This window comes from Trichocoleus sp. DQ-A2 (assembly GCF_039961915.1).
Classification (GTDB): domain Bacteria; phylum Cyanobacteriota; class Cyanobacteriia; order Cyanobacteriales; family FACHB-T130; genus FACHB-T130.
On the sequence record NZ_JAMPKD010000035.1, the window covers coordinates 46,309 to 52,717 of the forward strand.

Sequence of the window (6,409 nt, forward strand, 5' to 3'; positions counted from 1 at the left end):
TAGGCGCGGTGGTTTGCCATTCCTAGTATAAGGATAGATTTCATTGCAAGCCCGATTAGTAGGATTGATGTATGACTGACTCGCAAAAGCACATTATTGGTTTGGTTATCTATCCCGGCATGACCGCACTTGATATTGTGGGACCCCAGCAAGTTTTTAGTGCGCTTCCCAATGTCCAGATTCATCGAATCTGGAAAACGCTAGACCCGATCGAAACCGATGACGGCATGATGATTTTGCCAGATACCACCTTTGACCGTTGCCCGCCCTTGGATGTGCTCTGTGTGGGCGGCGGCTTAAAACAGATGGCACTCATAGACGATCCAGAGATCCTTGGATTTCTGCGTCGGGAAGGAAGCACTGCAAAGTTTATTACCTCTGTGTGCGGCGGGTCTATGTTTTTGGCGAAGGCAGGACTGCTGCAAGGCTATCGAGCGGCGACTCACTGGATGATGCGGGAACACCTAGCCGCGTTGGGGGTTGAAGTCGGAACAGAGCGAGTCGTCATTGACCGAAATCGCATGACGGGGGGAGGGGTGACAGCAGGCATTGATTTTGGTCTCGTGGTTGCTAAAGCGCTTTGTGGTGAGGAAGCCGCCAAGATCGCTCAACTCTTGATGGAGTACAATCCAGCCCCACCCTTCGATGCTGGTTCACCCGAAAAAGCGGGGCCTGATTTAGCGAACAAGGCGACGTCATACGCGATGGGGACATTGGGTTTACAAGTAGAATAGGCAGCTTGACATGACTAGCAGATTCGGAAATTGACGGCGGTACAGCTTGGTTTTTCTGCGATTTCGATCGTCTTCAACAAGAGCTTGATTCCTCAGCGATTAAATTGAGAAGGCGATCGCTATCAATGCAGACCAGCTCCTTTCAGGGTGCGAGTTAATTGGCGCTTTTCTCAAACAAGGGCAAATCCAGGCGGCAAACGTTTACCAAAAGCGTGCCCAAAATCACTACCAGCTACTATTGAAAGCAAGGCAAGAGCGCTCGACAATTAGCAACGGCGATAAATTTCCACTCTGAATAAACTGGTCTCGGAAATCCAGCTTCCAGCTCAAGCTTATGTCCTGCTCCTGTAACGATAAGCATGGGTATAACCAGAAAATCGGAAAAATTATAGGCAAAATAGAGGGTGCGCCTATTTATCGTCGCTAAGTTTTTTTGATGGATGAAATTGACAAGAGTTTGACGAATCAGACGGAAGCACCGGCATTTTTTCATCTGTCGGTACTGAGTCGGGAGTTAATTGCCGGGTTGGCAATCCGTCCGGGGGGACATTACCTGGATGCGACGGTGGGGGGCGGCGGACACAGCCGGTTAATGCTGGAAGCCGCACCGGATGTGCGGGTGACGGCGATTGACCAGGATGAACAAGCGATCGCTGCGGCTAAAACCCAATTGCACGATTTTGGGGAACGCATCCAATTTTGGCATGGCAATTTCACCAAATATCAACCGAATGGTCTAACATTTGACGGAATTATTGCGGATTTAGGCGTGAGTTCTGCTCAGTTCGATGTTCCAGAGCGAGGCTTTAGTTTTCGACACCAAGCTGACTTAGATATGCGAATGAATCAGCAGCAATCGCTGACCGCCGCAGAAGTCATTAATCACTGGAAAGAAGCAGAACTGGCAGATATTTTCTTTAAATATGGGGAAGAGAGACTGTCACGACGGATTGCTAGGGCGATTGTAGAAAAGCGTCCATTTCAGACAACAACTGAGTTAGCAGAGGCGATCGCGTATAGCGTTCCCCGTCAGTACCGCTACGGCAGAATTCACCCTGCCACACGGGTATTTCAAGCGCTCCGAATTGTCGTCAACGATGAGTTAAAGTCTCTAGAAACTTTCCTCAATCAAGCACCCACCTGGCTCAAACCAGGCGGTAGGATTGGCATCATCAGTTTTCACAGTTTAGAAGATCGCTTGGTAAAGCATGGTTTCAGAGAATTGCCGATATTGCAGGTGTTAACCAAAAAACCGATTACACCGCAAGACGATGAACTGGAAAATAATCCTCGCTCTCGCTCCGCTAAACTGCGAATCGCAGAACGAAAATGATAGCAAACGACTCGCCGCCTTAGCCGAAAGCTATAGCAGTGAGTCGTTCCTAAATAAATCATCGTTGATTGTTAAAATTCAACAGATTAATTAACTTAAATTGACTGGTAACTGCTGTATCCTAATCAAGAATTTTGAGGCAAGTGCGATGTCTTGGCTGCGTCCTGATGGTCGGCAATTTTACCAACTGCGTCCGGTTCGATTTGAACGAATGTTCACCCGATTTGCCGCGGGTTCGGTTCTAACAAGCTGCGGCGACACTCATGTTCTCTGTAGTGCGACGATTCAAAAAGGTGTCCCCAGGTTTTTAGAAGGCACCGGCAAAGGGTGGCTAACGGCTGAATATCGGATGCTACCTGGTGCGACACCCCAACGCCAAGAACGGGAATTTATGAAGCTGTCTGGACGCACGCAAGAGATTCAGCGATTGATTGGGCGCAGCTTGCGGGCGTCGCTGGATTTAGAGGCACTCGGAGAACGCACGATAACGATAGATGCCGATGTTTTACAAGCGGATGCCGGAACCCGCACAACATCGATTTTCGGCGGGTTTGTGGCACTTGCAGACGCGATAGAAAAGCTGATAGAGCATGGAGAGTTGACGCGATCGCCAATTCGCCATCAAATTGCCGCAGTTTCGGTAGGACTGTTGCAGGGAGAGCCAGTTTTAGATTTGAATTACGTTGAGGATGTGGCGGCTGAGGTGGATTTCAACGTAGTGATGGATGACCAATTGAACATCATTGAAGTTCAAGGAACGGCTGAGGAAGGCACCTTTAACCGGACTCAGCTCAATCAAATCTTAGATTTAGCCGAAAAAGGGATTCAAGAACTGCTAGATGCACAGCGCAAAGCATTGAGTTCCTCGACCCATTAAATAAAGGAATATCCCTAAAAATTAAGAATCGTTTCAGATCGACGAGAGTGCGATCGCTCTTATACCAGCCTGGATTATATAGATGAAGGGCATTCCAGGCACTTTTGCCAGTTCACCAGAACCCTAACCGCTCATGAGATCGGGGTTGGTGGATGTTTGAGACAATCTGAGACAATTAGCCTTTGAAATCAACTGTTTCAGCTCATTCCAGATAGATAGATAGTCATCAGCACGAAGGGAGAACTCTATGAAATTGGCTTACTGGATGTATGCAGGTCCCGCGCACATTGGTACTCTGCGGGTCTCCAGTTCCTTTAAGAACGTCCACGCCATTATGCACGCGCCAATTGGCGATGACTACTTTAACGTCATGCGCTCGATGCTAGAGCGCGATCGCAACTTCACCCCAGTTACCATCAGTTCCGTTGACCGGAACGTTTTGGCGCGTGGTTCCCAAGAAAAGGTGGTGGACAATATCACCCGCAAAGACGTTGAGGAACATCCAGACCTAATTGTTTTAACTCCTACCTGTACCAGCAGCATTCTCCAAGAAGACCTGGAAAACTTCGTAGAACGAGCTTCCATAGAAACCAAGTCAGACGTGATGCTGGCGGACGTGAACCACTACCGCGTCAATGAACTGCAAGCAGCCGACATTACCCTGCGGCAAATTGTCCAGCTTTACATCGAGAAAGCCCGGAAAAAAGGCGATTTACCCGAAGGCAAAACTGAAAAGCCCTCGGTTAACATTCTCGGAATTTCCAGCCTCGGATTTCACAATCACCACGACTGCACCGAGTTGAAGCGGTTGATGGCTGACTTGGGGATTCAAGTCAACGAAGTAATTCCCGAAGGCGCATCAGTTCACAACCTCAAGAATTTGCCAAAGGCTTGGTTTAACCTGGTTCCTTACCGCGAAATCGGGCCAATGGCAGCTCAGTATCTGGAGAAAGAATTTGGGATGCCTTTTGTAGACATTACGCCGATGGGTGTGGTGGAAACTGCACGTTGCATCCGCAAAATTCAGGAAATCATTAACGCTCAAGGCGCAGATGTTAACTACGAAGACTACATCAACGAGCAAACTTTGCACGTTTCTCAAGCCGCTTGGTTCTCCCGTTCTATTGACTGCCAAAACTTGACAGGGAAGAAAGCTGTGGTGTTTGGCGACAGCACTCACGCCGCCGCCATCACGAAAATTCTGTCAAGAGAAATGGGGATTCACGTTGTTTGGGCGGGAACATACTGCAAGTACGATGCTGAGTGGTTCAAAGAGCAGGTAGGCGAATACTGCGATGAAGTGATCGTCACCGAAGACCACGGTCAAATTGGGGATGCGATCGCTCGTGTGGAACCTTCTGCCATCTTCGGTACCCAAATGGAACGTCACGTCGGTAAGCGTCTAAATATTCCCTGCGGCGTCATTGCAGCACCGATTCACGTTCAGAATTTCCCCATTGGTTACAAGCCATTCTGCGGTTACGAAGGTACGAACCAAATTACAGATTTGATCTACAATTCCTTCACTTTGGGAATGGAAGATCACCTCTTGGAAATCTTCGGCGGACACGACACCAAGGAAGTAATTACTAAGGGGATTTCTGCTGATTCCGACCTCGGTTGGAACAAGGAAGCGCAAGCAGAACTGAACAAAGTTCCCGGTTTTGTGCGCGGTAAAGTGAAGCGCAACACTGAGAAATTTGCACGCGATCGCGGTTTCAACGTCATCACTTTAGAAGTGATGTATGCAGCTAAAGAAGCAGTCGGTGCGTAATTCAGCAGTTAGTCATTAACCATTTAGCAGCCAGCCCTAAAAGCTGGCTGCTAGTCTCAAAAATCAGGAGCGATCGCCCCCGATTTACAATCAATAATCAACAGCTTATCCGCAACTGCTCTCGATGAATTAAGCGAAACTTTATTAGACTTTTCGGATGAAATCGAGCTAGCGACTTGCCTAGCACAGCATCAAGCATAAACGTTTTGGATTTTGAGAGCGATCGCCCCTTTACTGAAAAGTATTCTGGAAGCAATGAATTTTTTTAAGATACTTACCAGAATTTCTTATTCTTTGTCTGTTGCTGTCACAGGAATAGTTTCTGGTACGGTAACAATAATAGTTTTATGCCTGGTCACTTTTGAAGTAATTTCTTGTAGAAATGGGTCAACCTTTCCCACCTATTTGTTGCCTAGCAGAAGATGTTATTCTAGTTATTGGGAAGTATTGCAAGGTTTTGCTACAAGTAGAGCAGGATTAATAATATTAGCTATTTTAATAATTCCACGCCTAATTACTTTTTGTGTACGGACATGGAACCTTCTTAATGAAAAAAACATGAGGAGCGCAAAAGGAAGGCGCTTGCGAGTGATAGTCTTGAATAAAATTGCACAGGATGTTGCTGTATATTGGTTAAAAGTTAGTTTTAAAATATCTTTATGGATCTTAATTGTAAACGGAGTATTCCTCTTATTTCCTTTAGCATTATGTGTAGGAAATGACTTATCAAAATGTACTATTTATCTACAATCCTTACCCTTTGGTTCAACAAAAGAAATTCTAATTAATATTTTAGTTTCTTTATTAATTATTTGTTTAGGTATTAAGGTGAGCAAGCACTTTGGGATAAGTTTATTAGAGGATTGAGTGATATAAATTTGTGAGTATTTACTTCCATATTGACACTAAACTAGAAATATAAGAAAATTAATCCAGCCAACTAGATTTTTTTGTTAATGCTGTATTAAATACATACTAGAGTTTGGGTGTAAAAGAAACTTTTTTGCCAGCCGTTTAGTTATTTGAAAATTTGGTTTTATTAGGTTGTATTAATATCTAAGTCATAGCCTAAAAAATAAGGGATTTCATGGCTATTATCAAATCAAATTAGTACATGACAATAGCGTTATACTTAAGTGAATAAAGCAATGGAAATTTGTTTGAGCTAATAGTTGTTAGTTAATTTTAGGATGTAGTTATTTGCGAGTGTAGTTTTTGAGGAGAAGAGCGGTTGCATTATTTAATTAAAAGTGCGATCGCTTCCCCTTCATGTATAGATGTTTGCGTTTGCTTTGGTGGAGATGAGCGCGATCGCATGACATCGTTACTTTTATTAACTGCACTCCTAGGCTTTTGTATCAGTTTGCAATTAGAGTAAGGATAGACGCGATCGCTACTGCACTCTTACTCACTAACCTTGAAGTTAAGTTTATCGTAGAACCTCAGATGATGGAAATTGGAATTGGAATAAGTTAAAGCTAGCACTGCCTTTTTATTTTTATATTTATGAAAAAACTATTTCTTGAAAGTTTGGGTGGCTTTTTAAGTGCTTAAGCAAAATTAATTACATATTCGGTTCCGACTTTTTTTAGCACATTTTTGACATACTTTACTAAACTTTTCCAGTCCCGATAAGCCTCTATCTCTATCCATTCATATTTCATAAACTTCCATAAGATTTCAATTAAGTT

Annotated in this window: 5 protein-coding genes and 2 pseudogenes; 6 read left to right on the top strand and 1 reads right to left on the bottom strand. The window is 44.6% G+C overall.

What is annotated here, in order from left to right; genetic code table 11:
* Positions 1-71 precede the first annotated feature (71 nt).
* The 6 genes and pseudogenes from NC997_RS25020 to NC997_RS25045 all read left to right on the top strand — a co-directional run bounded on the left by NC997_RS25020 (position 72) and on the right by NC997_RS25045 (position 5,585).
* Positions 72-734: a DJ-1/PfpI family protein gene (locus tag NC997_RS25020; RefSeq protein ID WP_190526579.1), complete on the top strand. Its 663-nt coding sequence runs from the start codon at positions 72-74 to the stop codon at positions 732-734.
* A 436-nt stretch (positions 735-1,170) separates the two neighbouring features.
* Positions 1,171-2,067: a 16S rRNA (cytosine(1402)-N(4))-methyltransferase RsmH gene (gene rsmH / locus NC997_RS25025; protein ID WP_190526581.1), complete on the top strand. Its 897-nt coding sequence runs from the start codon at positions 1,171-1,173 to the stop codon at positions 2,065-2,067.
* Positions 2,068-2,215: 148 nt separating this feature from the next.
* Positions 2,216-2,944: a ribonuclease PH gene (gene rph / locus NC997_RS25030; protein ID WP_277881803.1), complete on the top strand. Its 729-nt coding sequence runs from the start codon at positions 2,216-2,218 to the stop codon at positions 2,942-2,944.
* A gap of 247 nt (positions 2,945-3,191) precedes the next feature.
* Complete coding sequence (gene bchB, locus NC997_RS25035; protein ID WP_190526583.1) at positions 3,192-4,718, top strand: ferredoxin:protochlorophyllide reductase (ATP-dependent) subunit B; 1,527 nt, start codon at positions 3,192-3,194, stop codon at positions 4,716-4,718.
* Positions 4,719-4,787: 69 nt separating this feature from the next.
* A pseudogene (locus NC997_RS25040) lies at positions 4,788-4,919 on the top strand (DUF4351 domain-containing protein); the annotation flags it as partial.
* Positions 4,920-4,931: 12 nt separating this feature from the next.
* Positions 4,932-5,585, top strand: coding sequence for a hypothetical protein (locus NC997_RS25045; protein ID WP_190526585.1), 654 nt, complete (start codon positions 4,932-4,934; stop codon positions 5,583-5,585).
* Between the two features lie 683 nt (positions 5,586-6,268).
* On the opposite strand, the pseudogene NC997_RS25050 reads toward NC997_RS25045, so the two are convergent.
* Positions 6,269-6,409 (bottom strand): annotated as a pseudogene (locus NC997_RS25050) (IS630 family transposase); the annotation flags it as partial.